Source organism: Pseudomonas sp. (genome assembly GCF_030147005.1).
Lineage (GTDB): Bacteria > Pseudomonadota > Gammaproteobacteria > Pseudomonadales > Pseudomonadaceae > Aquipseudomonas.
Genome location: NZ_JASLAW010000223.1, coordinates 1 through 26,210 on the forward strand (window position 1 = coordinate 1; position 26,210 = coordinate 26,210).

The 26,210-nt window shown below is 60.2% G+C and carries 28 protein-coding genes, 1 tRNA gene and 1 pseudogene; 15 read left to right on the plus strand and 15 right to left on the minus strand.

What is annotated here, in order from left to right:
* Positions 1 to 381 precede the first annotated feature (381 nt).
* Positions 382 to 1,074 (minus strand): uracil-DNA glycosylase, encoded by a 693-nt coding sequence (ung, locus tag Q1V60_RS21015; protein ID WP_300634256.1) that lies wholly within the window; start codon positions 1,072 to 1,074, stop codon positions 382 to 384.
* A 135-nt stretch (positions 1,075 to 1,209) separates the two neighbouring features.
* Here ung and Q1V60_RS21020 point away from each other — a divergent pair, with 135 nt between their 5' ends.
* The gene (locus Q1V60_RS21020; protein WP_300634259.1) at positions 1,210 to 2,322 is read left to right on the plus strand and encodes an enoyl-CoA hydratase/isomerase family protein; all 1,113 of its coding nucleotides are present in this window, start codon (positions 1,210 to 1,212) and stop codon (positions 2,320 to 2,322) included.
* A gap of 4 nt (positions 2,323 to 2,326) precedes the next feature.
* On the opposite strand, the gene Q1V60_RS21025 is transcribed toward Q1V60_RS21020, so the two are convergent.
* The gene (locus Q1V60_RS21025) at positions 2,327 to 2,761 is read right to left on the minus strand and encodes a DUF3757 domain-containing protein (RefSeq protein ID WP_300634262.1); all 435 of its coding nucleotides are present in this window, start codon (positions 2,759 to 2,761) and stop codon (positions 2,327 to 2,329) included.
* A 146-nt stretch (positions 2,762 to 2,907) separates the two neighbouring features.
* Positions 2,908 to 3,261, minus strand: a complete 354-nt coding sequence (locus Q1V60_RS21030) for a hypothetical protein (RefSeq protein ID WP_300634265.1) — start codon at positions 3,259 to 3,261, stop codon at positions 2,908 to 2,910.
* 285 nt (positions 3,262 to 3,546) lie between these two features.
* Here Q1V60_RS21030 and Q1V60_RS21035 point away from each other — a divergent pair, with 285 nt between their 5' ends.
* From Q1V60_RS21035 to Q1V60_RS21070, 8 genes are all read left to right on the plus strand, one after another.
* A complete protein-coding gene (locus Q1V60_RS21035; RefSeq protein WP_300634268.1) occupies positions 3,547 to 3,759 on the plus strand; it encodes a cysteine-rich CWC family protein in 213 nt (70 codons plus the stop codon).
* Positions 3,749 to 4,441: a pseudouridine synthase gene (locus Q1V60_RS21040; protein ID WP_300634270.1), complete on the plus strand. Its 693-nt coding sequence runs from the start codon at positions 3,749 to 3,751 to the stop codon at positions 4,439 to 4,441. The genes Q1V60_RS21035 and Q1V60_RS21040 overlap by 11 nt, the downstream gene beginning before the upstream one ends.
* A gap of 126 nt (positions 4,442 to 4,567) precedes the next feature.
* The gene (locus Q1V60_RS21045; RefSeq protein WP_300634273.1) at positions 4,568 to 5,452 is read left to right on the plus strand and encodes an alpha/beta hydrolase; all 885 of its coding nucleotides are present in this window, start codon (positions 4,568 to 4,570) and stop codon (positions 5,450 to 5,452) included.
* Between the two features lie 133 nt (positions 5,453 to 5,585).
* Positions 5,586 to 5,659 (plus strand) — tRNA-Gly (locus tag Q1V60_RS21050).
* A 209-nt stretch (positions 5,660 to 5,868) separates the two neighbouring features.
* Positions 5,869 to 6,393 carry a DUF3833 domain-containing protein gene (locus tag Q1V60_RS21055; protein WP_300634276.1) on the plus strand — a complete coding sequence of 175 codons (525 nt, stop codon included), beginning with the start codon at positions 5,869 to 5,871 and terminating at the stop codon, positions 6,391 to 6,393.
* A gap of 21 nt (positions 6,394 to 6,414) precedes the next feature.
* The gene (locus tag Q1V60_RS21060) at positions 6,415 to 6,720 is read left to right on the plus strand and encodes a DUF6482 family protein (RefSeq protein WP_300634278.1); all 306 of its coding nucleotides are present in this window, start codon (positions 6,415 to 6,417) and stop codon (positions 6,718 to 6,720) included.
* A 161-nt stretch (positions 6,721 to 6,881) separates the two neighbouring features.
* Positions 6,882 to 7,211 carry a hypothetical protein gene (locus Q1V60_RS21065; RefSeq protein WP_300634280.1) on the plus strand — a complete coding sequence of 110 codons (330 nt, stop codon included), beginning with the start codon at positions 6,882 to 6,884 and terminating at the stop codon, positions 7,209 to 7,211.
* 99 nt (positions 7,212 to 7,310) lie between these two features.
* Positions 7,311 to 7,811 (plus strand): methylated-DNA--[protein]-cysteine S-methyltransferase, encoded by a 501-nt coding sequence (locus Q1V60_RS21070; RefSeq protein ID WP_300634281.1) that lies wholly within the window; start codon positions 7,311 to 7,313, stop codon positions 7,809 to 7,811.
* On the opposite strand, the gene Q1V60_RS21075 is transcribed toward Q1V60_RS21070, so the two are convergent.
* Positions 7,756 to 8,583: a GNAT family N-acetyltransferase gene (locus Q1V60_RS21075; protein WP_300634284.1), complete on the minus strand. Its 828-nt coding sequence runs from the start codon at positions 8,581 to 8,583 to the stop codon at positions 7,756 to 7,758. The two genes, Q1V60_RS21070 and Q1V60_RS21075, sit on opposite strands and share 56 nt — an antisense overlap.
* 178 nt (positions 8,584 to 8,761) lie before the next feature.
* On the opposite strand from Q1V60_RS21075, the gene Q1V60_RS21080 reads away from it, so the two are divergent.
* Complete coding sequence (locus tag Q1V60_RS21080; RefSeq protein ID WP_300634285.1) at positions 8,762 to 9,187, plus strand: low affinity iron permease family protein; 426 nt, start codon at positions 8,762 to 8,764, stop codon at positions 9,185 to 9,187.
* A 54-nt stretch (positions 9,188 to 9,241) separates the two neighbouring features.
* Here Q1V60_RS21080 and Q1V60_RS21085 read toward each other — a convergent pair whose 3' ends face one another.
* From Q1V60_RS21085 to yiaY, 5 genes and pseudogenes are all read right to left on the minus strand, one after another.
* Positions 9,242 to 9,769 carry a DUF4142 domain-containing protein gene (locus Q1V60_RS21085; protein ID WP_300634288.1) on the minus strand — a complete coding sequence of 176 codons (528 nt, stop codon included), beginning with the start codon at positions 9,767 to 9,769 and terminating at the stop codon, positions 9,242 to 9,244.
* Positions 9,770 to 9,905: 136 nt separating this feature from the next.
* Positions 9,906 to 10,316 (minus strand): fosfomycin resistance glutathione transferase, encoded by a 411-nt coding sequence (gene fos, locus Q1V60_RS21090; protein ID WP_300634291.1) that lies wholly within the window; start codon positions 10,314 to 10,316, stop codon positions 9,906 to 9,908.
* Between the two features lie 31 nt (positions 10,317 to 10,347).
* A pseudogene (locus Q1V60_RS21095) lies at positions 10,348 to 10,566 on the minus strand (LysR family transcriptional regulator); the annotation flags it as partial.
* A 34-nt stretch (positions 10,567 to 10,600) separates the two neighbouring features.
* Positions 10,601 to 11,275, minus strand: a complete 675-nt coding sequence (locus Q1V60_RS21100) for an NAD(P)H-binding protein (RefSeq protein ID WP_300634293.1) — start codon at positions 11,273 to 11,275, stop codon at positions 10,601 to 10,603.
* 90 nt (positions 11,276 to 11,365) lie between these two features.
* On the minus strand, positions 11,366 to 12,514 hold the full coding sequence (gene yiaY, locus Q1V60_RS21105; RefSeq protein WP_300634296.1) for an L-threonine dehydrogenase: 1,149 nt from the start codon (positions 12,512 to 12,514) through the stop codon (positions 11,366 to 11,368).
* A gap of 123 nt (positions 12,515 to 12,637) precedes the next feature.
* Between yiaY and Q1V60_RS21110 the strand changes: the two genes are divergently transcribed.
* On the plus strand, positions 12,638 to 13,654 hold the full coding sequence (locus tag Q1V60_RS21110) for a DUF4917 family protein (RefSeq protein WP_300634299.1): 1,017 nt from the start codon (positions 12,638 to 12,640) through the stop codon (positions 13,652 to 13,654).
* Between the two features lie 122 nt (positions 13,655 to 13,776).
* On the opposite strand, the gene Q1V60_RS21115 is transcribed toward Q1V60_RS21110, so the two are convergent.
* Positions 13,777 to 14,304 (minus strand): XRE family transcriptional regulator, encoded by a 528-nt coding sequence (locus Q1V60_RS21115; protein ID WP_300634302.1) that lies wholly within the window; start codon positions 14,302 to 14,304, stop codon positions 13,777 to 13,779.
* 410 nt (positions 14,305 to 14,714) lie between these two features.
* On the opposite strand from Q1V60_RS21115, the gene Q1V60_RS21120 reads away from it, so the two are divergent.
* The 3 genes from Q1V60_RS21120 (at position 14,715) to Q1V60_RS21130 (ending at position 18,884) form a co-directional block, all read left to right on the plus strand.
* On the plus strand, positions 14,715 to 15,254 hold the full coding sequence (locus Q1V60_RS21120) for an RNA polymerase sigma factor (RefSeq protein ID WP_300634305.1): 540 nt from the start codon (positions 14,715 to 14,717) through the stop codon (positions 15,252 to 15,254).
* The gene (locus tag Q1V60_RS21125; RefSeq protein ID WP_300634308.1) at positions 15,251 to 16,207 is read left to right on the plus strand and encodes a FecR domain-containing protein; all 957 of its coding nucleotides are present in this window, start codon (positions 15,251 to 15,253) and stop codon (positions 16,205 to 16,207) included. Before Q1V60_RS21120 ends, Q1V60_RS21125 begins: the two co-directional genes overlap by 4 nt.
* Positions 16,208 to 16,325: 118 nt before the next feature.
* On the plus strand, positions 16,326 to 18,884 hold the full coding sequence (locus tag Q1V60_RS21130) for a TonB-dependent receptor (protein WP_300634311.1): 2,559 nt from the start codon (positions 16,326 to 16,328) through the stop codon (positions 18,882 to 18,884).
* A 126-nt stretch (positions 18,885 to 19,010) separates the two neighbouring features.
* On the opposite strand, the gene Q1V60_RS21135 is transcribed toward Q1V60_RS21130, so the two are convergent.
* The 4 genes from Q1V60_RS21135 to Q1V60_RS21150 form a co-directional block, all read right to left on the minus strand.
* Positions 19,011 to 20,228, minus strand: a complete 1,218-nt coding sequence (locus Q1V60_RS21135) for an SAM-dependent methyltransferase (protein WP_300634314.1) — start codon at positions 20,226 to 20,228, stop codon at positions 19,011 to 19,013.
* A 220-nt stretch (positions 20,229 to 20,448) separates the two neighbouring features.
* On the minus strand, positions 20,449 to 21,066 hold the full coding sequence (locus Q1V60_RS21140) for a TPM domain-containing protein (RefSeq protein ID WP_300634317.1): 618 nt from the start codon (positions 21,064 to 21,066) through the stop codon (positions 20,449 to 20,451).
* A 31-nt stretch (positions 21,067 to 21,097) separates the two neighbouring features.
* Positions 21,098 to 21,829, minus strand: a complete 732-nt coding sequence (locus Q1V60_RS21145) for a YgcG family protein (protein WP_300634319.1) — start codon at positions 21,827 to 21,829, stop codon at positions 21,098 to 21,100.
* Between the two features lie 18 nt (positions 21,830 to 21,847).
* A complete protein-coding gene (locus Q1V60_RS21150) occupies positions 21,848 to 22,459 on the minus strand; it encodes a LemA family protein (protein ID WP_300634321.1) in 612 nt (203 codons plus the stop codon).
* A gap of 237 nt (positions 22,460 to 22,696) precedes the next feature.
* Between Q1V60_RS21150 and bglX the strand changes: the two genes are divergently transcribed.
* A complete protein-coding gene (gene bglX / locus Q1V60_RS21155; protein WP_300634323.1) occupies positions 22,697 to 24,988 on the plus strand; it encodes a beta-glucosidase BglX in 2,292 nt (763 codons plus the stop codon).
* Between the two features lie 64 nt (positions 24,989 to 25,052).
* Here bglX and Q1V60_RS21160 read toward each other — a convergent pair whose 3' ends face one another.
* Positions 25,053 to 26,210 (minus strand): phosphatidylserine/phosphatidylglycerophosphate/cardiolipin synthase family protein, encoded by a 1,158-nt coding sequence (locus tag Q1V60_RS21160; protein ID WP_300634326.1) that lies wholly within the window; start codon positions 26,208 to 26,210, stop codon positions 25,053 to 25,055.

A 26,210-nucleotide genomic window follows, 5' to 3' on the forward strand; every position in this document is an offset into this window, starting at 1 on the left:
GCGAGGGAGCTTGCTCCCGCTGGACTGCGTAGCAGTCCCATTTTTGGGGCCGCTTCGCGCCCCAACGGGAGCAAGCTCCCTCGCCACAGGTCGCAGGTTTTTCTGCTTTAGCGCTTAACTGACCGGCATTAGGGCCAGCCCAATTCCTACCATTCGTCGGCGCCGTCAAATCTCACAGCTATCGTTCGCCCTTGTCACAGCATTGAATCAGCTGAGCAGTGTTCAGTATCGACAAGGCCAGGGAGCTTATTCAATGCCGATAATGGAAAGCCGGATACTGTCATAAATAACAGGCACCCAGGATACGTCTATGCTTTCAGCCCGCTTCGGCAAGCGTACCGCGGGTGGTGCGTTCCAGGGGAGGAACGCGCCAGTGAAAGCTCACACCGGTGGCAACACCCAATCAATGGGCGTCTCGCCGCTCTGCTCCAGAAACTTGTTGGCCCGGCTGAAATGCCCGCAGCCCAGAAACCCGCGATACGCCGACAACGGTGACGGATGCACCGATGTCAGCACCAAATGCTTGGTGGCATCGATCAGCTTCTGTTTACTCTGGGCATGCGCGCCCCACAGCAGGAACACCAGATGTGGTTGATGCTCGCTGACCACCTCGATAATTCGGTCGGTAAAGAACTGCCAGCCCTTGCCCGCGTGAGCGTTGGCATTGGCGCGTTCGACGGTCATGGTGGTGTTGAGCATCAGCACGCCCTGGTCCGCCCAGCTTTGCAGGTAGCCGTGGTTAGGGATGTCGATGTTCAGGTCGCGCTTGAGCTCTTTGTAGATATTGACCAGAGACGGTGGCGCCGGCACGCCCGGTTGCACCGAAAAGCACAGGCCGTGGGCCTGGCCGGGGCCGTGGTATGGGTCCTGGCCGAGGATCACGACTTTCACCTTGTCCAGCGGCGTGGAATTGAGCGCATTGAAAATCAACGGTCCTGGCGGGTAGATTTCTTTGCCGGCGGCATGTTCCTGGCGCAGGAACTCGCGCAATTGGGCCATGTAGGGCTTATCGAACTCCTCGCGCAAAGCGTGTTTCCAGCTGGGTTCAAGTTTGATGCGGTCGCCTTCGGTCATGGTGGGTGCCATCGCTTAAAAAGAATGGGCGAACCCTAGGAAAGGCGACCCCGCTTGTCAATTGATCTGACACACCAGCGGCACTTTCCTGCCAAGCGATCATACTGATCCTTCACCTTCTCGATTGAGGTCACAATGAACCTGCACTTCGAAGAGCTGACCGGCAACGGCGGCGCCCGCATCGGCGTCGCCAGCCTCGACGCTGAAAAGTCCCTTAACGCCCTCTCTTTACCGATGATCCTGGCCTTGGGCGAACGTCTGGATGCCTGGGCCAAAGACCCACATATTGTCTGTGTGCTGCTACGCGGCAACGGCCACAAGGCCTTTTGCGCCGGTGGCGAAGTGCGCAGCCTGGCGATGGCCTGCCGTGAACACCCCGGCGAAGTGCCCGCCCTCGCCGCGCAGTTTTTTGCTGCGGAGTACCGCCTCGATTATCGCCTGCACACCTATCCCAAACCGCTGATCTGCTGGGCCCACGGCTATGTGCTGGGCGGCGGCATGGGGCTGCTGCAAAGCGCGTCGGTGCGTATCGTGACGCCCAGCAGTCGCTTGGCCATGCCGGAAATCAGTATCGGCTTGTACCCGGACGTAGGTGCCAGCAGGTTCCTGTCGCGCCTGCCCGGCAAGCTAGGGTTGTTTCTCGGCCTTACCGGCGCCCATATCAATGGTCGCGATGCCTTGGACCTGGGCCTGGCCGACCGTTTCCTGCGCGATGACCAGCAAGACGAACTGCTCGAAGGCCTGCTTCAACTGAACTGGCAGGAGCAGACCGCAATGCAGCTCAACAGCTTGCTCAAGGCCCTGGCTCAGGAAGCCGTCGATCACCAACCCGAAGCGCAATGGTTGCCGCGCCGCGGGCAGATCGACGACTGGCTGGATGTGGGTGACGTACGTTGCGCCTGGCGTGCGTTGAGCCTGCTGCGTGATCATGCAGACCCGTTACTGGCTCGCGCCGGCAAAACCCTCAGCGAAGGCTGCCCACTGACCGCCCATCTGGTGTGGGAGCAAATCCGGCGGGCTCGCCATTTGTCGTTGGCCCAGGTGTTCCAGATGGAGTACACGGTGAGCCTCAATTGCTGCCGTCATCCGGAATTCGCCGAAGGCGTGCGGGCGCGGTTGATCGATAAGGATCAGACACCGCACTGGCATTGGCCGGATATCAACACAATCCCGGACGCAGTGGTGCAGGCACATTTTGATAAAGCCTGGGAGGGTAGGAATCCTCTGGCAGACTTGTCCGATTATTGACAGCCTATTGTCGCGAATCGTTGACCGTGAACGCGCAATTATCGGGTTGGTTGTCCTTGCATATATAAACCGGCTGCCCGAATGAAACCTCGTTGGGTTCCCAATGCAAGCTATCGGTCAGCGCCATGCTGCTTACACTGCTCGAAAGGCATGGCCGCAAGACAACCAGCGCTTCACGGTGGTTTCTGTAAACGCATTTTTCCAAGTAGCCGACTTTTCGATCTTCCCCCTTTTCAGGCGCGAACACCGCGCCAAGGAAGCCATTTATATATTCGTTAGGCTCAACCTTGGGACCTTGCCATAGCACGCCATCATGCTGGTATTGAAAGTAGCCGTCGACGTTTCGGATCAATGATTTGTCCGGACATGCCTGCTTCGCCCACGTCTGGCCAATGACGCAACCGGTCAACAAAAGCACGTATATCAGTTGGTTGAACATAGAAGGTTCCCTTCGACAAGCACACCGCTTTTGCCGAAGTGAAATACAACTTGAGCCTCAATGCTAGCTGTTAAATCTGACAGTACCGACGAACGGCAGGCAAAAAAAAGCGGCGCATCATGCGCCGCTTCGTTCAACGTCTTGCTTCAACGGTGACCTCCGCGCCCACTGCCATGCTCGCCGCCCCGTCCATGACCACCGTTGCCCCAACGATTTCCTCCCCAACCCTGGTTCGGATATGACCGGTAAGCGGACCTTGGGTAATAACGTGGCGCGGGTTGGTAATAACGCGGCGCCGAGTAATAGCGCGGGGCCGGATAGTAGCGCGGGGCCGGCATGTAGTAACTGCGCCCGTAGTAGCGAGGCCCGCCGTAGTAATAGGCCGGCGCCGGCGCGGTATAAACCTCGGAGCGATAGTAAGTGGTGCCTCCCTCGTAGTAGGGCACGCAGGCTGAAAGGGTCAGACCGAGTAATGCAGTGAGCAGCAGTCGTCTATACATGGCGGCCTCCTGGACCGCGGAAGAGCACCTCCAGCGACGCTGGAGAGCGGCACTCAGCGCACGCCGAATGACACAATATGTGACATCAAAAACAAAATCTGGTGCGCCTCAGTAATAACTTGATACATCAATACGCAAAGCGCCAGCGCTCCCATCACCGCCCGTCGCGCCTGGCCACCTAGTTCTGTGTGTTGGCCGGCAATTTCAAGCGCCAAGTAGCCTGCCGCAGGTCGGCGCTGTATCGTGCAAGCCCAAGCACACCACACGATACAGCCTGACCCTGCCATGACCACACCCACGCTTTGCCCCGCCTGCGGTGCCGTCAACGGCTGCACCCTGGCAGACCCACGCACGGCCGCCCAGGCCTGCTGGTGCTTTAGTGTCAGCATTGACCCAGCGGTACTTCAGGCGCTGCCTGACGAATTGCGCAATAAAGCCTGCCTGTGCCCGCGTTGTGCCCATGTGGACGAACAGTTGCGAAACGCTGATGCGCCTTGATCGGTTCCTCAGCAACCTGCCGCGCTTCAATCGCCAGCAAGTACGGCTGCTGTTGGTGGAACGCCGGGTCAGCATCGACGGTGTGGCGGTCAGTGATCCCCACCATGCAGTACGCGAGTTCAGCCAGGTGTGCATCGATGACGAGGTGCTGCAGGCAGGCAAACCGGCGCGCTATTTCATGCTGCATAAACCGCAAGGGTGCGTAAGTGCCACCTCGGACCCGCACCACCCTACCGTGCTCGATCTACTGGACGAACCGCACAAGGACACGCTGCATATTGCGGGGCGCCTGGACTACAACACGACCGGTCTGATGCTGATCACCAACGACGGCCAGTGGTCGCGACGCCTGACTCAACCGACGACCAAGCTGCCCAAGGTTTACCGCGTGGAAACAGAGCAGGCAATCGGCCCCGAGTACGCTGCGGCATTCAAGGCGGGCCTGTACTTCGCTTTCGAAGACCTCATCACCCAACCCGCCGAGCTGGAGTTACTGGGACCGAACACGGCGCGCTTGAGCATCATCGAAGGTCGCTATCACCAGGTGAAACGCATGTTCGGGCACTTCAATAACAAAGTGATCGCGCTGCATCGCGAGCGCATGGGCCCGCTGCGGTTGGATACGTCCCTTGCGCCGGGGCAATACCGAGCGCTGACTGACGATGAAATCCAACAAGTCTGACGACCGCTGTCGGCCAGCCGCAATCGGACCGACGCGGGCGCTCATCTTCCAGGCGTATGTCTACCTGTCATAAAGCTCGTGCAAAGTCATTTGCGCGCCCTACCCGCTTGCCAGGAGTCTTACGACATGAGGCCAGAAATCGCTGTGTTGGACATGCAGAGTCAGTACCGGGTTTACACGGAGTTCCATCGCGCGGATGCAGCGGAAAAGACCATCATCCTGGTCAACGGCTCGATGGCCACCACGGCCTCTTTCGCCCAAACCGTGAAAAGCCTGTACCCGCAATTCAACGTGGTGTTGTACGACCTGCCGTACGCCGGTCGTTCTAAAATCCACAACCGCCACGAGCAGATGCTGACGAAGGAAGTCGAAGGTCAGATCCTGCTGGAGCTTATCGAGCGTTTTGCCGCCGACCACGTGCTCTCCTTCTCGTGGGGTGGCATCGCCGCCCTGCTCGCCCTCGCCCAACGCCCGAAACGCATTGAAAAAGCGGTGATCAGCTCGTTCTCCCCGGTGATCAACACGCCCATGCGCGACTACCTCGAGCGCGGCGTCGACTACCTCGGCAACCTCGACCGCGACCGCGTCGGCCATCTGGTCAACACCACCCTCGGCAAACACCTGCCTTCGCTGTTCAAACGCTTCAATTACAAGCACGTGAGCAGCCTGGCCGAGCATGAATACGGGCAGATGCACTTCCACATCAGCCAAGTGCTCGGCAGCGACCGATTGTGCTACCTCAATGCAGCCAGGCAGATCGACATTCCGGTGCTGTTCTTGAACGGCGAATGGGACGAGTACACCAGCGCCGAGGATGCCAGGCTGTTTGGCCAGCATATAACCGACAGCAGCTTCAGCACTGTTCAGGCGACGGGGCATTTTTTGGATATGGAGCATAAAGCGGCGTGCCGGGACAGCCGGGAGGCGGTGGTAGGCTTTTTGAAAGGGCAGCGGCCGATGAGTCGGTTACGGCATCATCAAGGCCCGACGCACCACGCATTTGCAGTCTGAAGCGAGGACCACTGCAGGGGCGGACTTCTACAGTGGCGCCGCTCATCGGCGGGCGTTGCGGGTGCAACTTGCGATTTTTCGAAGAAAAACTTCAAATCCAGATGAACATCTGGTACAAAGTCAGCCGCTTTGAGCGGGTATAGTTTAGTGGCAAAACGAAAGCTTCCCAAGCTTTAGTTGAGGGTTCGATTCCCTCTACCCGCTCCACTCAAATTGGCGTTCCTGTCATGCCCTGGCTGACACGGGATGCATAAAAAAACCGGCTCCTGGTAGCCGGTTTTTTTATGGCCGGCGTTTGGTGCCGAAAACCCTTGCCTTCGCGCCGGCCCGGCAAAACCTGTACAAATATGAAATTATGTACAAGTATCAGTGCTTGAGCGCAGACATCACGCCTGGCGCCGTCGAGGAGCATGGCCATGCCACGTCTTCTGGTTTCACTGTTCATGATGCTCAGCCTGTGCAATTGCACAGGCGTGGGCGTCGAACACTACGCCGACCAGCAACCGAAACTGGACCTGGAGCGCTTCTTCAGCAAACCGGTCAAGGCCTGGGGGATATTCGAGAAGCGTTCGGGCGAAGTGGCCAAGCGCTTTGAAGTGGATATTGCCAGCCGGCGCGAGGGCGACAATCTGATTCTCGATGAACGCTTTTTGTACAGCGATGGCACACGCCAACGTCGGGTATGGACGCTCACGCCCGATGGCCCGGGCCGCTGGCGTGGGCGGGCCGGCGATGTGGTGGGCGAGGCCATCGGCGAAGTGGCCGGCAACGCACTGCGTTGGCGCTATCGGCTTAACCTTCCGGTAGAGGGGTCGGTGTACGAGGTCAGTTTTGACGACTGGATGTACCTGATGGATGAAGACACGTTGATCAACCGTTCGAGCATGTCCAAGTTCGGTGTCGAATGGGGTCAGGTCACGTTGTTTTTTCGGCGCCAATGAACACCTGAATGAGGTCGAATAATGAATGTGCAAATGCTGACCGAGCTGGCCGCGAAAGGTGCGATCAGCGAACTTCAATTGTTGTCGCTGGAAGGCGGCTTCTATCTGGCGCGGGTCCGGTTCGATAGTGTCGAGAAGACCCTGCTGGGTGATGATCAGCAGCCGCTGCGAATCCGTTCCACCACCCACTTGCGCGACCTGCTGCAAGGGTTGCCCGCGTTTCCCTGCGTGCTGGTGCAACACAGCGTACACGATGAAATGTGCGGGGTACGTGAAGGGCCGATTGGAGGGTTGCGCATTCCGTTCTCGCTGAACACGGCTCTTTAGCGCTGCGTCTGTTTCTGGTTACCATCCCTTTTTCGGCATTACGCGGGCGCTGTCGCTGAATGAAGAGGGACTGATGGCGGCTCAGTAATGTCTTACTGCGACAACGAACCTGCACCGTGATGATGTCAGCTCGTTGCCCCAGCGGGATCAGGAATAGTGCAATGCTCAAGCCTAACCAACGCACGCCGAAACCCATCCTGCGCCACGTAATGGGTTGGGTGGTGGTTTTGCCGCTGTTGACCGCCTTGGCGCGGCTGCCTTTTGCCGTGGGCATGTGGGTGGCGCTCGGGACAATCGCCGCGTCGGCCTATGGGGTACTGTTTGCCAGTCGTCACGCCAGCCGACGCGTGACCTTGTTCGCTCTGGTCGCCACCCTGCTCAATGGCGTGTCGTTGGTCATGTTGAGCACAGCGTCCATGCTGATGGCGCTGTACCTTATTGTGCGATTCCAGGTGTATCCGTACTTCGCCCATTGGCTTTACGGGTTCTAAGCGGGCGAAGAATTCGAGCGCAAGAAACGTAGTTTGCACATACGCTGACGGACCTACAGTGGCGTCGTAGGTTTTAACATCCCGTCGAGGAGCCCGCGCATGCCCTATGAATACAAACTTATGCCTTCCCCTGTCGGTGAGCTCACGCTGGTGGCGCGTCACGGCAAACTCGGCGCCATCCTGTGGGAAACCGAGCGCGCCAACCGCGTACGCCTGGGTGAATTGATTGAGGCCAACGATAGCCCGGTGTTATTGGAAGCCGAGCGTCAGCTAGAGGAATACTTCGCGGGAACACGCTGCCGGTTCGAGCTGGAATTGGACTTCGCCGGCACCGATTTTCAGAAACAAGTCTGGCAGGCCCTGCTGACCATTCCCTTCGGCGAAACCCGCAGCTACAGCCAGATCGCCCAGCAGATCGGCAACCCGAAAGCGGTGCGCGCAGTCGGCGCGGCGAATGGGCGCAATCCGATTTCGATCGTTGCGCCGTGTCACCGAGTGGTGGGCGCTTCGGGCGGGTTGACCGGCTTCGCGGGAGGCCTTGAGGCTAAGCAATATCTGTTGACGCTTGAGGATCGCGGCCAGGTAAAAATGGTGTTTTGACGTCAGCCCCGCGAACAAAAGACGCGTAATCGAATAAAGGCTGAAAACCCAACCTTCGATACAGCGGCACGGCGGCCATCGACGCCTCAAGAAAACACCGGCGCGCGCCCAGGCTCCAGCCGTGCAGCAGGGCCGCCTGAATCAACAGAGTGGCGTAGCCTCTTCCACGAAAGCCTGTAAGCGTGCCGACATCGCTTAGCCGCGCCTCACCCTCACATAACGACAAGGTCAGCGAACAGCCCACCTGCCCGTCAACGGATAACGTGAAGTGATAAAGGGACTCATCGACGTCCAGGGCCCGCTGGTGCCTGGCCTGATACTGCGTGACCGTCTCGGGCGGTGTGCAGAACGCATCGCCAAGTGGGACCGCCCAGTCGTTCAAGTTCCGAGTCAGGCTGATCTGCACGCCTTCTTCGCTCACCGATGGAGCAAAGCACGACACGTGGCAGACCATCGCGATGCTCTTTTCCACAGGCTGAAAGCCGAGCCCCATGAGCACGTCACGTAACCCGTCTAACCGCTCCTGAGGAACCGCCATGCGGATCGGGATCGAGGTAGCGCGGATCAGGCCCACAACCTCCTCCATCGCTACGCGCAACGGAGCGTTGCCCACACGAATAAACAACATATTCCACGGCACGGAAGTTTCGCCGGCGAAATAGGTGTTGATACCGGCGCTGTGCCGAAGGTAGCTGGCGCAGGTGGCTGCAAAAAAATGGTCTTCGCTCAAGTAATAACCTGCGGCTACGTCATAAATTGCCTTTTCGTGCATAAGGGATATCCAGGTAAAAACCCAGTCTTATGCTCGAACTTTGGCGGCGCCGTAGGCCCGCTCCGAAACCTTGAGTAGAAAAACGCATACTTTTGTCCGAGGGCTAAGTTGTAAAAAGAAATTTCGACGAGTGCCTGCGGTCAGAATTTTCATCACCCCTTTTGAGGAAAAAATGGTCATGAAATTCTCCGCAGTCTCCCAAACCCTATCGCGCTGGGCCGGCAGCCCCCGGACGTTCTACACGGCGGTGGCGATGATTCTGGCGTGGAGCCTGAGCGGGCCGTACTTTCATTACAACGACACCTGGCAACTGATCATCAACACCTCGACCACCATCATTACGTTCCTGATGGTGTTCCTGATCCAGAACACACAGAACCGCGACAACGACATCCTGCACATCAAGATCGACGAGCTGTTGCGTGTGTCCAAGGATGCGCAGAACGCCGTGTTGAGCCTGGATGGCCTGGACCGTAAAGAGCTTGAAAAGCTGCGCCAGGAATATCGCGAAATCGGCAAAGCCGGCAGCTTGAGCCTCAACAGCAGTTGCGGCCCCGTCGCCGACGACGCGGCGCCGCCGAAAACCGATCTGAACCAGGCATAAAAAAACGGCGGTTGGAGATGATCCAACCGCCGTTCTTGATTTCAAGTGGCAACTTCAACCGTCGCCTTGGTGCCCCTTGCCGTAGGCCGATGCCAGGGCGCGGGCTTTTTGCAAACGCTCTTGCAGCTTGGGCAGCGTCTCATCCACCAACGCTTTTATCTCGGGAACATCCGACGCGGCACCTTCCTGTTTGAACAGGGCGATGGCGTCTTCGTTTTCCTTGACCTGCTGCGCGGTATAGGCGGCGTCGAAAGAGTCGCCGTCCTTGAGCTCGGGCATCAGGGTTTCGGCTTTGTCGACGATGTTCTCCCGTGGCGCCACCGGCAGGTCGAGCTTTTTGGCGATAGCCGCCAGATGCTGGTTGGCCAGGGTGCGCTCGTTGATCACCTCGATCGTGTAATCCTTGATCTCTTGGGACGAGGTTTTGGCGTGGGCCATGCGGCTGGTTTCGATATCGGCCATGCCTTTGGCTGAAGCCTGCTCGATGAATTCGGCAGGCGACTGGGCGAAAGCATTGCTGGCGCCGAGGCCCAGCAGCATCGCGAAACTGGCGGTGCGTAACCGGATAGCCATGCGGCTCATGATGGGTTCCTCCAGAGCAAAAATAGGTGCGAGAACACTCACCTCGCCCTGGATTCGAATTTTGCACGCGGCAAAGGTTTAGAAAAAACTTTCCAGTGCGACGAACGGTCATTGCTGCCTCACGCGGTTTTGCTCGCTAAGGATAAAACTTCATCCCGGCATAAGGCTTGTCGCGACAGGCTTGCAGCCGCGAAGCCAGATCGCCCACATGGGCTTCGAGCTTATGCCCATCCGGGTCGAGAAAATAGAACGAGGCGCCTTCGCTGCGGTTGTCGCGCCATTCTTCCACGCCGGCATCTCGCAGGCGCTCCACCAGCCTGGTGAATTTGTGCGCCTCAACGCTCAACGCATAGTGCGTGTAATCGGCTGCCGCCACCGGGTTACGCAACGGATCGAACGATAAACATAACCACAGCCCTGGCAGCGAAAGGTAGGCGCCGTTGTCCCAAGTGGCATCAAGCCGAAGCTGCAACAGCTCATGGTAGAAACGAAGGCTGCGCTGCAGATCGGTGACGGCCAGGGTCAGGTGGTTGAGGCCCGAGAGCATAGTGTTTTTCCTATTATTGGTGACCTTCGCACTACGCACCTTGCACCCGCCCACTCAACCACTGCAAGCCGGCATCCCCGCCAGGCCAGCTCAAACGCAAACGATGGGCTATAAAACGGCGGCGGCACGGCCATCAGGGCGCGTGATCAATATTCAGCAGCCCTCGGGGTGAGGCGGGCAGGATCAAATCCGTGCCCTGAATCAACTGCGGTGCCAAGCCCCAGTGCGGCAGGCTGACCGCCACATGCCTCGGTCAAGGCGACGCACGAGATGCTTGTGCAGCATCAGCGGCGCTCGGCGGCCAGCCGATTGATCTGGGCCTGCTTTACCACCGGTTGCGGCGCACCATGGTTCACCGCCTGCAACATCGCACGGCCGACAGCCTCGGTACTGAGTACCCAGTTGGGCTTTATCCGACGCAGAAACGAGAGCAACGGCCCGAGCACGCTATAGAACGCCTGGTACAACGGCGTCTTGGAGCGCACGCCGTGCAGCGGCTGGATGATCCCTGGCCGGAACAGATACACCGCCTTGAACGGCAAACGCAGCAAGGCGTTTTCGGTCTTGCCCTTGACCCGCGCCCACATCGACTTGCCCGTTTCGGAACTGTCGGTGCCGGCACCGGAAACGTACACAAACGTCATCTGTGGGTTGAGCCGTGCCAGGGTGCTGGCGGCGACCAGCGTCAGGTCATACGTGATGTGCGTGTACGCGGCCTCATTCATGCCCGCCGAGGACACGCCCAGGCAGAAAAAGCACGCATCAAAGCCTTGCAGCAGGTTTTCCAGGGGCTGGAAATCCAGCATGTCACTGTGTAACACCTGATGCAGTTTGCCGTGTTCCTGGGTCAACGGCGTACGGCCGACCGCGACGACTTCCTGCACGTCGGGCGCCAGCAGGCACTCGCGCAGCACGCCCTGGCCGACCATGCCGGTGGCACCGAATAACAGAACTCTCATGGGGGACCTCAGCGGCGAGCCGCACGCTTGATGCTCAAGTTGAAGGCATTCAACGTGTAGCTTAACGCTTGCGGCTCAAAGCTGCCCCTATCAAAACGCGCTGCGAAAGATCTCCTCGATCTGACGCTGATCCGCCCGGCGTGGATTGGTCAGGCCACACGCATCCTTCAACGCATTGCTCGCCAACAGCGGAATATCCTGCAACTTGGCGCCGAGTTCGCGCAGCCCGGCGGGGATCTCCACATCCTGGGACAGCGTGCGAATCGCGGCGATTGCGGCCTGCGCGCCCTCTTCCGGGGTAACCCCCTTGATATCGGCACCCAACGCGCGAGCCACGTCACTCAAGCGCCTGGCGCTGACACTGGCATTGAAACTCTGCACGTGGGGCAACAGCACCGCATTGCATACACCATGGGGCAGGTCGTACAGGCCTCCGAGCTGATGCGCCATGGCATGCACGAAGCCCAGCGACGCGTTGTTGAACGCCATGCCCGCGAGGAACTGCGCATACGCCATGTTTTCCCGTGCGGCCATGTCGCTGCCGTCGTGCACCGCCAGGCGCAGGTTGGCGCTGATCAGCTCAATCGCCTTGATTGCGCACGCGTCGGTGATCGGCGTGGCGGCGGTGGACACGTAGGCTTCGATGGCGTGCGTCAGGGCATCCATGCCGGTGGCGGCGGTGAGGCCCTTGGGCATGGCGACCATTAGCGCCGGGTCGTTGACCGACAGCAGCGGCGTGACATTGCGGTCGACGATGGCCATTTTCACATGGCGGGTTTCGTCGGTGATGATGCAGAAACGGGTCATCTCACTGGCGGTACCGGCGGTGGTGTTGATCGCCACCAGCGGCAGCTGCGGCTTGCTCGACTGGTCGACGCCCTCATAGTCGCCGATGCGTCCGCCGTTGGTGGCGCACAGGGCGATCCCTTTGGCGCAGTCATGGGGCGAGCCGCCGCCCAGGGACACCACAAAATCGCAGCCGCTCTGTTGCAGCAGCGCCAGGCCCTTCTCGACGTTTTCCACATTGGGGTTGGGCTTGGCGCCATCGTAGACCACCGAATCAATGTCCTGCATCGCCAGCTTGCCGGCAATCATGCTGGCCACACCGGCCTTGCACAGGCCCTCGTCAGTGACGATCAACGCCTTGCGAAAGCCGTAGTTGCGGATCGCGATCATGGCCTCGTCCAGGCATTCGGTGCCCATGATATTGACGGCGGGAATAAAGAACGTGCTGCTCATGGTCGATCCTCAGAGGCGTTATACCCACAGAATCCACCGGTACCGCTTGCCGCATGTTGATCAGGATCAATGCCGGCTCGTGATAAAGTCACCGTCCAGCCGATTTCGAGTAGACCCGCCGCAATGAAGGATTTCCAGGATATTGACGCCCACCTTGAAGACTGGAGCGCGCTGCGCGGCGCCATCGACTTCAATGGGATTCTGATCGGCAACGGCGCAAGCCGCACGATTTGGGAAGACTTTGCCTACGACTCGCTGTTTGAAAACGCCCGCACAGTGGAAGAAAAACCCCTGAGCCCATCCGAACTCAGCGTATTCGATGCCTTGCAAACCCGCAGTTTCGAGCAGGCCCTGGGCGCGCTGAAAACCACCAGCCGCGTCAACAAGGCCCTTGCGGTCAGCTCGGCGGCGCCGCGCAATCGCTACTACGCGATCAAGGAAGCGCTGATCAATACGATCCATGCCGTGCATATCCCCTGGCGTCTGGTGCAGCCTTCGACCCTGTCGACCCTCAACACAGAGCTGGCCCGCTACGCCACGGTCTTCACCAGCAACTACGACCTGCTCAACTATTGGGCGATTCTGCACACGCCCGGCATCGACGACCTGTTTCGCAGCGCCGACTCAAGCTTCGACCTGCGCGATACCCGCACCGACGCCACGCGTATTTTGTACCTGCACGGCGGCCTGCACCTGGTGCGCAACCTCGACGGCACCGCGCGCAAACTGCCGTCCACCGACAGCACGTTGCTCAGCAGTTTTGCGATCAACAACACAATCAAGACGCTGGATGACGTGCCGCTGTTCGTCAGTGAAGGCAAGGTGCAAGAGAAGCTCAAGACCATCCGCAGCTCGGATTATCTGTCGTTCTGTTATGAACAGCTGCTCACCCACGAAGGCGCGCTGTGCATCTTCGGCCAGGACCTGGGGCCGCAGGATAAACACCTGGTGGACGCACTACGCCAGGCCAGCATTACCACCCTGGCGATTTCGGTGGCGGGGCGCAGCGACGGGTTTATTCGTCAACAGAAACGGCGGTATCTCGAGTTGTTCGAGGGCACTGCCATGGACCTGAGGTTCTTTGCGGCACGCACGCATCCGCTGGGCAATCCTGCACTTTCAGTCCCTGTGGAACGCTGATCAAAACCTGCGCGCTGACTGGTCTGCGATAGCGGCGAATCAGCGACATAGCGAGTAAGATACACGGCCCTCGCAGGCCAGCCAGCGCGCACATTGGCTGTACTCACAGCGTCAGATCAGGCTCATTCTTCTGCGCTGTGCACCACCACCAGCACCTGCGCCCGCACCTCCCCCAGCGAGCGAAGCCGATGGGGTTTCTGCGCGTTGAAATGCAGCGCATCGCCGCGCTCCAGAATCACCCGTTCGCTCATGAAATCCACCTCCACGCGGCCTTCATGCACGAACAAAAACTCCTCGCCCAAATGTTCCTTGAAGGTCTTGTCCGTAAATTCAGCCGGCGGGTAGATGATGAACGGCAACAGGCTGCGCTCGCTGACTTGATGGGCCAGCACCGCGTAACCTGGCGAGGTGTCAGGCCGCTCATGGCTGCGCACCAGGCTGTAGCTGTCGAGGCTGACCCTGCCTTCGCTGAACAGCTCCTCGACTTTTACATTCAGCGCCTTGGCCAGTTTCAGCGCGGCAGCGATGGACGGCGTATTGAGCCCACGTTCGATTTTGGACAGGTAGCTCTTGGTCATCCCGGACTTTTCCGCCAGGGCTTCCAGCGTCACGCCAAGTTTCTTTCTCAGTAATTTCAAACGAATAGACATGCGCTGCGGTTAATCCCTGCAAAAAACAAAAAGCCATGCTTGCTTCACTTGCCGCCCCCTCTTCGAACACGGGCGTGACTCCGGCCTGGCCAAGCCAGGCAGATCATAGCGCGCGGGCCGACACCGGGCACCTCCCGCACCCAACAATTGAGCCTGAAAACCCGGCCTGATCCTGCGACAGGGTCGAACAGTTGAAGGCCTTGCTGCGATAACACTCAATCCAGTGTGGGAGCGGGCTTGTTCGCGAAGGCGGTCGTTCAGATGCAAATACATCGACTGGCCCGCCGCCTTCGCGAGCAAGCCCGCTCCCACATTTTGATCGTACGCACGCTTGCATAGAGACAAATGACAATAATTCTCGATATCATCCGCAACCTTTTCCAAGCCGTGCTTCGTCAAGAAGGATATCCATGCCTCGTCCCAAGCCCGACCCATTGTCGGCCGATGCCTGTCGCGGGTTTTATGCAGATATTCTGTATTTCCTGCGCAAACGCACGGACAACGCCAGCGACGCGGCGGACATGACTCAGGATGTGTTTACCCAATGGCTGGACTACCGTGACCGGGCCAAGGTCGAGCAGCCGCGGGCGTTTCTGTTTCAGATGGCGCGCAACCTGTTGCGCGATCACTGGCGTAAACAGAAGGTACGCCGCAGCGTCCACGCCGACTCGGCCGACGGGCACACCGAACCTGCCACCGATGAGCAAAACGAGCCCATGGCCGCCGCGCTGCGCATCCAGCGCCTGGAACAGCTCAAAGATGCGCTCGCCGAACTCTCGCCCCGTCGGCGCGAAGCCCTTATGCTGCATCGCTTCGAAGGTTGGAGCCAGGCACAGATCGCCGCGCGCATGGGCGTTTCGACAAGCATGGTGGAAAAGCACATCGCTTTTGCGCTGCTGCATTGCAAGCGGCGTCTTCAACCTGAACCCGGCACGGAGCAGCCACAATGAACCGCCCGAGCGACATCGACGCGCCGGATATCGAAGCGAGCGACGCCATCGATGCCCAAGCCGCCAACTGGTTTGCGCGCAACCGCAACGACGCCGACCGCAAGGCCTTTGCCGCCTGGCGGGCCAACCCGGCCCATGCGCGCGCCTATGCCGGGTTCGAACAATTGTGGGCCGAACTTGCCCAGTTGCCGCAACTGAACAAACCGCTGCCGCTGCCCAAGCGCAAAGCCCTGTGGCGCCCTGCCCTGGCGGTGGCGGCCGCCTTGCTCTGCGCCGTTCTTGCCCCCCATCTCGGTGCGCCACGCGAGCTGTATCACGCTCAGGTCGCCGGTCATGCCAAGGGCATGCGCACCCTGCACCTGCCCGATGGCAGCACCTTGTATGTAAACGTCAATACCCGTATTCGCGTGGATTTCACCGCGCACCAACGCATCCTTCACCTGGACAAGGGCCAGTTGTACATCGATGTGGCCGCCGACAAGGAACGCCCACTGTACGTACAAGCCGGCCAAGCGAATGTGCGCGTGGTGGGCACCGGTTTCGATGTGCGCCGCAGCGAACAGCAACTGGTGGTCAGCGTGGCCCATGGCCAAGTGGCGTTCGAACCGGACGGAAAACACCCCGCCACGCTGCTCGAAGCCAGGCAACGCGCCATTTACCAGTACGCCAAGGGCACGGTGCAACAGCAAACCCTCAGCGCCGAAGACGTCGCCGATTGGCGCAGCGGGCATTTGTCGTTTCGTAACCGCGAGCTGGCCAGCCTGATCGACGAGTTGAGTCTTTACCGTCCCCAGGCGCCTTTGCAGGTCAGCAAGGCCGTGGCGCAACTCAAGGTGTCGGGCAACCTGAATGTGAATGACCCGGACGCGCTGCTCAACGCCCTGCCCGCGCTGTTGCCGGTAAAGACCGTGACCGGCGCCGACGGCATTGTGAGAATCGAATCAAGCCGATAACCCACACATGAGAATATTTTGCATTCGCATGTGTGGATTTTTTTGCCTGGCCCGTCTTCCCCCCGTCTGCGTTTGATGCGCACACCTTTTTGGCTATTTAGCCGCTCCGGGGGATCTCATGTTTCGCGCGCCTTGCCCTGCTTCGCACCTGTTTCTTCGACCGACCCTGCTTGCAACCTGCCTGGCGTTCAGCGTCAGCGCCCAGGCCGAGTCGTTCAAGCTGCAACTGCCCGCCCAGTCATTGGCAACATCCCTGAGCCAAGTGGCGCAGCAGGCGAAAATCCAGCTGCTGTTCGATGAAACGTTGCTCAAGCAAGTGCAGGCGCCGGCCCTCAAGGGGGATTACACCGCGCAAGTGGCGATTCGCACCCTGCTCAATGACACAGAATTTACCCTGATCAAGGTCGGCACCACCTATGTGGTGCGCGCCGATGCGGGCAAGACCACGCAAAGCAGCGCGATCCAACTCGACACATCAAGCGTGATCGGCACGGGCAGCGAAGTGAATTCCAGTACCGTCAACCGCTCCACCCTGACCCAGGCCGATATCGACCGCTACCAGTCCAACAACATACCGAGCCTGTTGCAGACCCTGCCCGGCGTCAGCCAGGGCGGCTCGCTGAAACCCGGCGGCCAGACCATCAACATCCGGGGTTTCGGCGATGCCGAAGACGTGCCGATGACCGTCGACGGCGCCACCAAAAGTGGTTTTGAGCGCTACCAGCAAGGCACGGTGTTTATCGAGCCCGAGCTGATCAAGAGCATTGAGGTAGAGAAAGGCCCGAACTCGCCGTTCACCGGCAACGGCGGCTTTGGCGGTACGGTCAACATGACCACCAAGGATGCCCCGGACCTGCTCAAAGACGGCCGCAACAGCGGCGCGATGCTCAAATACGGCTACTCGAGCAACGACCATGAGCAGGTCTACAGCAGTGCCGTGTACGGCCGCACCGACGACGGCCGTTTCGACGCACTGGCTTACCTGACCCAACGCGACGGCGGCGACATGAAGGTCGCCGCCAAGTTGCCCAACGAGAATGACCAGTACCCGATCAATCCCCAGCGCCTGCCCAACAGCGCCCAGGATGTGGACGGCAAGCTGTTCAAGGTCAATGCGCACTTCACCGATGAGCACAGCGTCGGCCTGTCCTACTCGCGCTCTCACAGCAACCGCTGGACACCCTTCTCCGCCGCCAGCTATCCGACACCGCCGACCCAGTTCAACATCGACCGCTACGGTTACGAAGGCGCACTCAAGCGCTTTCTGGCGCACCGCGATACCGTCGACACCACCTGGTCGGGCAAGTACCAATACCAGCCGCTGGACAACCCGCTGGTGGACTTGACCGTCAAATACTCCCAGTCAGACACCGAGCAGACCGACGAGCGCGATGCCACCGCGTTTTTCCAGCTGGCCACCGGCGGGCGCGAGATGGACACCGCCTACACCGACAAACATCTGGACATACGCAACGTCAGCCTGTTCGACACCGGCCCCCTGCAGCATGCGCTGACGGTCGGCGGGCAGGTGCGCAAGCACGTGCGCGACACCGAAATGTGGATGCCCGGCAGCACCTACAACACGCCGCGCTATAACTATGGGCACTTTCAACCGGGCTTTATGCCCCACGGCAAGGTCGATACCAACAGTTTCTTTATTCAGGATGCAGTGACCCTTGGCGACCTGACCATCACCCCGTCGCTGCGCTACGACCATGTGCGCAACCGGGGCGAAGGCAACGATGCGCCGTACTACAACGACCCTGACCCTGCGGTTGGCCATGACTACAGCGATCGCACCTACACCGGCTGGTCACCGCGCCTGGCGCTGTTCTGGACGGTGACGCCAAACGTCGGCCTGTTCGCCAACTGGAGCCAGACCTGGCGTGCGCCGGTGATCGACGAGCAATATGAAGTGCAAGGCCTGGGCAGCCGCACCGCCACCAGTCTCGACCTCGACCCGGAGCGCATCACCTCGATTACCCTGGGCAACATCACCCACTTCGACACCCTCATCGCCCAGGATGACAACCTGCAACTGCGCACCACCTTGTTCCACAACAAGGTCGAAGACGAAATCTTCAAGGCCACCGGCGTGGGCTGCCGGAACCAGGCCATCAACGGCGGCACGATTGCCTCCGCTTGTCCGCCGGGGGCGCTGTCCAATTACCGCAATATCGGCGGCTTGACCATCAAGGGCATCGAGGTCGAGTCGATCTATAACTCCACCTACGTGTTCGGCTCAGTGTCGTTCGCCTATGCCAAAGGCCAGCACGAAGGCGCCTATACCAATCCTTGGGGCCCGGACGTGGCAGCGCGGGATATCCCGCCGACCAAGTGGGTGCTGGTGCTGGGTACCCACATCCCGGCCTGGGATGCGCAGGTGGGGTGGATGGGCCAGTTCATCGGCGCCACCAACCGCTTGCCCAGCGACAAATACTCCGGCGGGCCGGGCTCCGGGGTCGGCGACCTGTTCTACGACCAGTACGACAACAAGCGCTACAACACCCAAGGCCTGTTCGCCAAATGGAAGCCGCAGCAGGCGTACTTGAAAGGCACCGAGGTAAACTTCACCGTCGACAACCTGTTCAACAAAAACTTCCGTCCGGCGTTGAGCGGCGACCGTGCCTACACCAAGGGGCGCGATGCGAAGATCAGCGTGACGCGGTTCTTCTAACGTTGGCAAGGCGCGCGCACCCTGGATAGGGGAGCTGGCTTGCTCGCCAAGGCGCAGTGTCAGACGCCGATGCAGTGACTGATCACCGCATTCGCGAGCAAGCCCGCGCCCACAGGGGGGCTGTATTCAGGGCAGGTAACCGTCGGCGCGCAGCAGGGTTTCCAGGCAATGTTCGGTGATGTGATAGAACGCCTTGAGCTCCTGGATTTTCGCCAGCAACTGCGCGTTGTCCACCGGCTCCGCGCGCTTGACCGCCAGGATCATCTTGTTCTTGTTGGTGTGCTCCAACGAGATGAACTCGAACACCTTGGTCTCATACCCACAGGCTTCGAGGAACAAGGCGCGCAGGCTGTCGGTGAGCATTTCCGCCTGTTGGCCCAGGTGCAGGCCGTATTGCAGCATCGGCTTGAGCAAGACCGGGCTCTGGATCTGCAGGCGAATCTGTTTGTGGCAGCACGGCGAACACATGATGATCGACGCGCCGGAGCGGATGCCGGTGTGAATCGCGTAGTCGGTGGCGATATCGCAGGCATGCAGGGCGATCATCACCTCCAGCTGGCTCGGCGCGACGCTGCGCACATCGCCGCACTTGAACACCAGCCCCGGGTGCTCCAGGCGCGCGGCGGCGGCGTTGCACAGGGTCACCATGTCCTCTCGCAGTTCGACACCGGTCACTTCGCCCTCGGCTTTGAGGGTGTTGCGCAGGTAGTCGTGGATCGCGAACGTGAGGTAGCCCTTGCCCGAGCCGAAATCGGCGACGCGCACCGGCTGGTCGAGCTTCAAGGGCGATGTCGTCAGCGCATGGCTGAACACTTCGATGAACTTGTTAATCTGCTTCCACTTGCGCGACATCGACGGGATCAGCGCCTGTTTGGCGTCGGTCACGCCCAGGTCGGCAAGGAACGGCCGGCTCAGGTCGAGGAAGCGATTCTTCTCGCGGTTATGCTCGGCTGATGGCGCCTCGCGCAATTGCTGCGGCTTGCTTTTGAACAGCGAGCTTTTGTTTTTCTTGCTGTATTCCAGCTGGGCTTCGTCCGTCAGCGACAACAGGTGCGCGTTCTTGAACGAGGCCGGCAGCAGCTCGGCAATTGCCGCCACGCCGTCGGCCAGCGGCAGGTTCTTGGTGATGTCGCGAGTCTTGTAGCGGTAGACGAAGGACAGGCAGGGCTGCTCCTTGACCGTCACAGGCTTGATGATCAACCGCTGCAGTTCGGCCTCCGCGCCCACGTACTTGGCCAACACCAGCTTGATAAAGGCGTTCTGCGCCAGGCTTGCGCTCAGCAGTTCAATGAACTGGGCATGATGATCCGGCGCAGGGCTGGCAGGTTGAGCGGTGACAGACATGAACAAAAACGCCTCGGGCTGGGAATGCCGGGCATTTTAGGGGGGATAACCCGCGACGGCACGGAGTTATTTGACCAATGGTCAGTTCCAGCAGCCAAAGTAGATCCAAATGTGGGAGGGGGCTTGCTCCCGATGGCGGTGTGTCAGCCAGCTTATCTGTAGCTGACCCACCCTCATCGGGGGCAAGCCCCCTCCCCCATTTGGCACGGTGTTGACTGGGTTACTCGAGTACGACCAAACGATTTGGCAGCTCGTTGCGGGTTTGCGTCACCGGCACATGCACCTTGAGCAATTCACCACAGGCCTCGATGCACGCAATAAAGCCGGCGAGCGTCTGCCCCTGTTTCACCTGCACGGTGAATGCCTTGACGATGGCGTCCCAACTGCTGTCATCCAGGCGTTTGGAAATACCATCATCGACGAGAATTTCCACATAACGCTCCGCCTCGCTGACAAAAATCAGCACTCCGGTGCTGCCCAGCGTGTGGTGCAGGTTCTGCTCCAGAAATTGCCGGCGCGCCAGGTTGGAGGCGCGCCAGTGGCGTACCGAGCGTGGAATCAGACGGGTGGTGACCTTGGGCAAACGAAACACCAGGCACAACACAATGAAGGTCGCCCACTGCGCCAACAACAAGGTGTACATGGTCAGGTAGCCCGACAAGTAATGCACCACACCGGGCACCACCAACGCGATCAGGCTGGCCCACAGCAACGGAATGTAGGCGTAGTCATCGGCACGCGCAGCCAGCACCGTGACCAGTTCGGCGTCGGTCTGTTGCTCGACCCGGGCGATCGCTTCGGCCACTTGGCGCTGCTCATGTTCAGTCAGTAATGCCATGGTTGTAGATGCTCTTTTCTCGTTATTGTCATTACCAGCCGCCCGAAGCCCCGCCACCGCCGAAACCGCCGCCGCCGCCGCGGAAACCACCGCCACCGCCGCCCCCACCGCCGCCACGTCCGCTGCTGCTGCTGAGGATAGCCAGCAGGATAGCCCCCACCGGCAGGCCCATGCGATTACACAGCCACAACACGCCGATCAGCAGGATGAACAAACCGATGGAAAACCCGGGATTGTCCTTGGCGAAATTCGCATCCGCCACATGGGCCGGCACGGCCAGCGGTTCACCGCCCACCACCTGGATCATCGCCGCGACACCGTCGCTGATGCCCTGGCTGAAATTGCCGGCCTTGAACTTGGGCGCGATCACCTGGTTGATGATCACCCAGGACTGCGCATCCGTCAGCACGCCTTCCAGGCCATAGCCGACTTCAATACGCAGCTTTCGCTCGTCGCGGGCAACCAGCAACAGCGCGCCGTTGTCCTTGCCCTTCTGGCCGATGCCCCAGGCGCGCCCCAATTGATAACCGTAGTCTTCAATTGGCACGCCCTGCAGGTCGGGTACGGTGACTACCACGATCTGGTCACCGGAAGTCTGCTCCAGCGCCTGCAATTGCTGGGTCAGCTGCTCGCGCACTGCCGGGTCGATCATCTGGGCGTTGTCCACCACCCGCCCGGTCAATGCCGGGAAGGTCAGGGCCGCCTGGGCCATGCCCACGCAGCCCAGCAGCCACAGCGCCAGGCCTATCCGTAATAAACGCATCGACACCTCAAGGCAGCGTTACTTGAATTTCACCTGCGGTGCCTTATCGGCATCGGCACTGGTGGCTTCAAACGTGGCGCGGATCGGCAAGTCGCTGTACATCACGCTGTGCCACAGGCGGCCTGGGAAAGTGCGGATCTCAGTGTTGTAGGTCTGCACGGCCTGGATAAAGTCGCGACGGGCCACGGCGATACGGTTTTCAGTGCCCTCGAGTTGCGATTGCAGGGCCAGGAAGTTCTGGTTGGCCTTCAGGTCCGGATAGCGCTCGGACACCACCATCAAACGGCTCAGTGCACCGCTCAGGCCGTCCTGGGCCTGCTGGAACTGCTTGAGTTTTTCCGGGTTGTCGAGAGTGCTGGCATCCACCTGGATCGAGGTGGCCTTGGCCCGCGCTTCAATCACGGCGGTGAGGGTGTCCTGCTCATGGGCAGCGTAGCCTTTGACCACTTCCACCAGGTTGGGGATCAGGTCGGCACGGCGTTGGTACTGGTTCTGCACCTGGCCCCAGGCCGCCTTGGCCTGTTCGTCCAGGGTCGGGATGTTGTTGATGCCGCAACCGCTCAGCACGGTGCTGATCAATAACAGCGCTGCGGCTTTCAAGCCCCAGCGGTAACCTTGTGCTGCTTGCATGGTGTTTCTCCTGCCCAATCTGGATGAATTTGATGACTAACCCTATAAACCACGCGCTTGGGGCATAATCCGCCACCACTGGAATGCATTGAGCCAATCAGCTACAAAGATGCCCAGCGCGAAAAAGAGTTCAGAGTGTGCTGCATTTATCTGAACAACACCCGAACAACAATAGACGCTCCCCACATTTTGGCCGATCAGCCTGACCGCTGTGCAGTGAGCCGAAAAAGGATATTCATGAAGAAGCTGTGTTTGCTCGGCCTTGTTGCCACTCTGGCCAGCCACCCCGTATGGGCAGAAACAAAGCCTGCTGCGCTTAAAGACAAGGACGCCTTCGTCAGCGACCTGCTCAAGCAGATGACCCTCGATGAAAAGATCGGCCAATTGCGCCTGATCAGCATCGGCCCGGAAATGCCGCGCGAGCTGATCCGCAAGGAAATCGCCGCGGGCCGCATCGGGGGCACCTTCAACTCGATCACCCGCCCGGAAAACCGTCCGATGCAGGACGCGGCCATGCGCAGCCGGTTGAAGATCCCGATGTTTTTCGCCTACGACGTCATCCACGGCCATCGCACGATTTTCCCGATCAGCCTGGCCCTGGCGTCCAGCTGGGACATGGAGGCCATCGGCCACTCCGGGCGCATCGCCGCCCAGGAAGCCGCCGCCGACAGCCTCGACATCACCTTCGCGCCGATGGTCGACATTTCCCGCGACCCACGCTGGGGCCGTACCTCCGAAGGCTTCGGCGAAGACACGTACCTGGTGTCGCGTATTGCCGAAGTGATGGTCAAGGCCTTCCAGGGCGCCAGCGCCGCGAATGCCGACAGCATTATGGCCAGCGTCAAGCACTTCGCCCTGTACGGCGCGGTGGAAGGCGGCCGCGACTACAACGTGGTCGACATGAGCCCGGTCAAGATGTACCAGGACTACCTGCCGCCCTACCACGCGGCGATCAAGGCCGGCTCCGGCAGCGTGATGGTGGCGCTCAACTCGATCAACGGCGTACCCGCCACCGCCAACACCTGGTTGATGAACGACCTGCTGCGCAGGGACTGGGGCTTCAAGGGCCTGGCGGTAAGTGACCATGGCGCGATCTTTGAACTGATCAAGCACGGCGTGGCCAAGGACGGGCGTGAAGCCGCCAAGCTGGCGATCAAGGCCGGCATCGACATGAGCATGAACGACACCCTGTATAGCAAGGAACTGCCGGGGCTGCTCAAGTCCGGCGAAATCGAACAGAGCGACATCGACAACGCCGTGCGTGAAGTACTCGGCGCCAAGTACGACATGGGCCTGTTCAAGGACCCTTACCTGCGCATCGGCAAGGCCGAGGACGACCCGGCAGATACCTATGCCGACAGCCGCCTGCACCGCGCCGATGCCCGTGACATCGCGCGCCGCAGCCTGGTGTTGCTGAAGAACCAGAACCAGACGCTGCCGCTGAAAAAGTCCGCGACCATCGCGCTGGTGGGCCCGCTGGCCAAGGCGCCGATTGACATGATGGGCAGCTGGGCCGCCGCCGGGCGTCCTGAACAATCGGTGACGTTGCTTGACGGCATGAACGCCGTGGTCGGCGACAAGGGCAAGATCATCTACGCCCGTGGCGCCAACATCACCAATGACAAGGCAGTGGTCGACTACCTGAACTTCCTCAACTTCGACGCCCCGGAAGTGGTGGACGACAAGCGTGCCCCGCAGGTGTTGATCGATGAGGCGGTCAAGGCCGCCAGGAACGCGGACATCGTAGTGGCCGCCGTGGGCGAGTCCCGTGGCATGTCCCACGAATCCTCCAGCCGCACCGACCTGAATATCCCGCAAAGCCAGCGCGAGCTGATCAAGGCCCTCAAGGCTACCGGCAAACCGCTGGTGCTGGTGCTGATGAACGGCCGGCCGCTGTCGATTCTCGAGGAAAACCAACAGGCCGACGCCATTCTGGAGACCTGGTTCTCCGGCACCGAAGGCGGCAACGCCATTGCCGACGTACTGTTTGGCGACTACAACCCGTCGGGCAAGCTGCCGATTACCTTCCCGCGCTCGGTGGGGCAGATTCCCACCTATTACAACCACCTGAGCATCGGCCGGCCGTTCACGCCGGGCAAGCCGGGCAACTACACCTCGCAGTATTTCGATGACACTACCGGCCCGCTGTTCCCGTTTGGCTATGGCCTGAGCTACACCACGTTCAGCCTGTCGGACATGGCGCTGTCGTCCACCACCCTGAACAAGACCGGCAAGCTGGATGCCAGCGTCACGCTGAAAAACACCGGCAAGGTGGATGGCGAAACCGTGGTGCAGTTGTACATCCAGGACGTGGCCGGCTCGATGATCCGCCCGGTGAAAGAGCTGAAGAACTTCCAGAAGGTCATGCTCAAGGCCGGCGAAGAGCGCACGCTGCACTTCACCATCACTGAGGAGGATTTGAAGTTCTACAACACCCAACTCAAGTTCGCCGCAGAGCCCGGTGAGTTCAATGTACAGATCGGGCTGGACTCCCAGGATGTGCAGCAGCAGAGCTTTGAACTGCTCTAAACCTCAAGTGCAAAAAAATGTGGGAGGGGCGTGCCCTCTCCCACATTCGACCTCAGTGCTCCGCCTAGCCGCGTCGATCCAGCAGGTTCACCACCAACCGATCGATCCACCCCCACACCCGCTGTTTCACGCGCCGCCACAACGGCCGGGCTTTCCACGCCTCCAGGCTGACCGCCTGGCTGTGTGCAAAGTCGCGTTCGAAACTGCTCGCCACCGCCTGCGTCAATTCAGGGTCCAGCGCTTCGAGGTTGGCTTCCAGGTTGAAACGCAAATTCCAGTGGTCGAAGTTGCACGAGCCGATACTGACCCAGTCATCCACCAGCACCATCTTCAGGTGCAGAAAGCACGGCTGGTACTCGAAAATCTGCACGCCCGAGCGCAGCAGTCGCGGGTAGTAACGATGCCCGGCGTAGCGTACGGAAGGATGATCGGTGCGCGGCCCGGTGAGCAGCAAACGCACATCCACCCCGCGCCCCGCCGCGCGGCGCAAGGCACGGCGCACGCTCCAGGTGGGCAGAAAATACGGCGTGGCCAGCCAGATGCGGGTTTTGCTGCTGTTCAGGGCGCGTATCAGCGATTGCAAGATATCGCGGTGCTGACGGGCGTCGGCATAGGCGACGCGGCCGAGACCAGGGCCGGTCGCCGGCACCTTGGGTAAACGCGGCAGGCCAAAATGCGTGGCCGGTTTCCACTCTCGACGCGCCGCGTTGGCGTGCCATTGGCGGTCGAACAATGCCTGCCAGTCCAACACCAGCGGGCCGTTGATTTGCACCATCACTTCATGCCAATCGGCAGTGTCTTGCCCTGGTGTCCAGAACTCATCGGTGACGCCGGTACCGCCGACCACCGCTACTTCCTGGTCGACCAGCAACAGCTTGCGATGGTCGCGGTACAGGTTACGCATCCAGCGGCGCCAGCTCAGGCGATTGTAGAAGCGCAGTTCCACGCCCACATCGGTCAAACGCTTGCGCAACCCAAGGGTGAACGCCAGGCTGCCGTAATCATCGAACAGGCAGCGCACGTGCACACCGCGCTCAGCCGCGAGCACCAGCGCCTGCACCATCGCTTCGGCACACGCGCCGGCTTCCACCAGGTATAACTCCAGATCCACCTGTCGCTCGGCACGAGCAATGCCCACCAACATCTGCGGAAAAAACCTCGGCCCGTCGATCAACAACTCGAAACGGTTGGCACTGCGCCACGGGAACACCGCACCGCCCAC